The following is a 1,976-nucleotide window of genomic DNA, read 5'->3' as shown; positions in this document are numbered from 1 at the left end:
TTAAGGAATGCAATAATGAAAAAGAAATACGAATTTACTGATGAAATCGATATAATCTATTTGCGTCAATTTTCAAATTTTTTAATTGACAAAATAATATCAGTATGTCTATTGTCGAATCAGGTGCTTGAAAAACACCTTGAATCGATAGCGGATAGATTACCGAAACAATCTTTTCTCCGCACATTAAAGGCTTTGACTCATTGTATGTTACACGCATATAATGACTTTGTCGGGTGTGGTTACGCTATACAATACCCTTTATGGGGAAAGCGTAACGACGGACTATCGACCGTGTTTTTCAGCACCCGGCACTCTTATGGAGTGTCAATGAAAAACCTCTAATCGATAGGAGTTCATTATGAACATTCTTATAAAAATATCAGAACAAACAATTGATCAGGAAACAGTTCAAACCGTTAATGCGCGTGAATTGCATGCATTTTTAGAAGTAGGTCGCGACTTTACGACATGGATTAAAAACCGCATAAAAACATATAAATTTGTTCACACAAAAGACTATATTCTAACGTTCCCCAAAACGGGGGAGCGTCAAAATGTAAACATGACAGAGTACCATCTCACTCTAGACATGGCAAAAGAGCTTTCAATGGTTGAACGTAACGAGAAAGGACGCCAAGCACGACGTTACTTTATTGAATGCGAGAAAAAACTAAGAAACCAATCTGTTGATTATGATCGTGATGCGCGCTTTGATTTGCCAAGCTATTGGGAAGGTATGAACGCTGGTGAAAAAGTTTTGTATCTTCTGGGTCCAATTCATATGCGTCTTATTGACGCTTTTAGAGTGGACGAAGAAAACAGAAAATACAAAGCCCTCATTAAAGAAGCAAAACAGGTATTAGAAAAATCTATTGTAAAAGCGGCTTAGTTTAAAAACAGATTTCATTTCCTCGTCTTTAAGGGCGGGGAGGTGACAATACCACAGTCTCTAGAAACAGGATTGTAAAAACCAAACAACCATTTTTCAAAACAAGCGTGATTCACGCCACGGGTGGATTGCGCTCAAATAGGAGGAAATCAAGATGAGGGAACTAAGTACCACACAAACGGAATTAGTGGAAAAAACGAATGATTGTGAAATCAAACCTACAGCTATGGAGCTTATTTTAGAAAGAGCTTTAGAAAATGATGTTGATCTGGATCGTCTCAAGCGTCTTCTTGAATTGCGAGAACAAGAGATAAAACGACAAGAGCGCCAAAACTTTGTCCGTGATCTTTCTGCTATGCAAATGGAATACAAAAATATCGAACAAAACGCCATTAATACACATACTAAAAGCCTCTATACAACGCTTGATAAATATATTGATGCAATCAAAGAACCTCTTGCAAAACATCACTTTGCCTTGTTCTCTCGTATCAAAGACCAGAGTTCAAATGACATAACTGTAGAAATGACTTTAAAGCATATATCAGGCAATGAAATATCAACAGAAGGAACCTTTCCTTTTGATGCTACAGGGAGCAAAAATAACATACAAGCGGTTGGTTCTACTCTCACCTACGCACGTAGATATCTCTTAGGCATGCTTCTTAATGTCGCAAGAAAAGAAGACGATACAGATGGCAACACGCTTCTTTCAGGTATCTCTCCTGAACAAATGAATGAAATCAAAGAATTAATTAAAAAAACGCAATCTGAAGAAAGTAAGCTTATCTCTTTCGTAGGAGCAAAAAATCTAACAGATATGTCTTATAAACAAGCTCAAATCGCTTTGTTTTCTTTGAAAAAAAAGCAACGTTCACAAATGAAAAAAGCACAACAAGAGCAATTAGATGCACCTATACAAGATATTGAATATGCACCAACTCAACAACAAACGGCGGTGTGAAATGGAGCAAAGAACAGCAGAATGGTTTCAAGCAAGGCTAGGAAAAGTCACTGCTTCAAACGTTTACAACGTACTCAGTAAGACAGCAAAAGGTTTGCCTACAAGCAAATATGAAGACTA

General features: G+C 37.1%; 2 protein-coding genes and 1 pseudogene. All 3 read left to right on the top strand.

Going from position 1 to position 1,976, the window contains the following annotated elements:
- Positions 1-361: 361 nt before the first annotated feature.
- On the top strand, positions 362-892 hold the full coding sequence (locus ACFIJK_RS09105) for an antA/AntB antirepressor family protein (protein ID WP_375627568.1): 531 nt from the start codon (positions 362-364) through the stop codon (positions 890-892).
- A 154-nt stretch (positions 893-1,046) separates the two neighbouring features.
- Complete coding sequence (locus tag ACFIJK_RS09100) at positions 1,047-1,856, top strand: ERF family protein (protein WP_375627567.1); 810 nt, start codon at positions 1,047-1,049, stop codon at positions 1,854-1,856.
- Position 1,857: 1 nt separating this feature from the next.
- A pseudogene (locus tag ACFIJK_RS09095) lies at positions 1,858-1,976 on the top strand (exonuclease); the annotation flags it as partial.

It is taken from the genome of Bartonella sp. PS17NMGDW, from assembly GCF_042193555.1.
Lineage (GTDB): Bacteria > Pseudomonadota > Alphaproteobacteria > Rhizobiales > Rhizobiaceae > Bartonella > Bartonella grahamii.
Note: the sequence above shows the minus strand (reverse complement) of the source record. Positions and strands in the feature narration are given on the sequence as shown.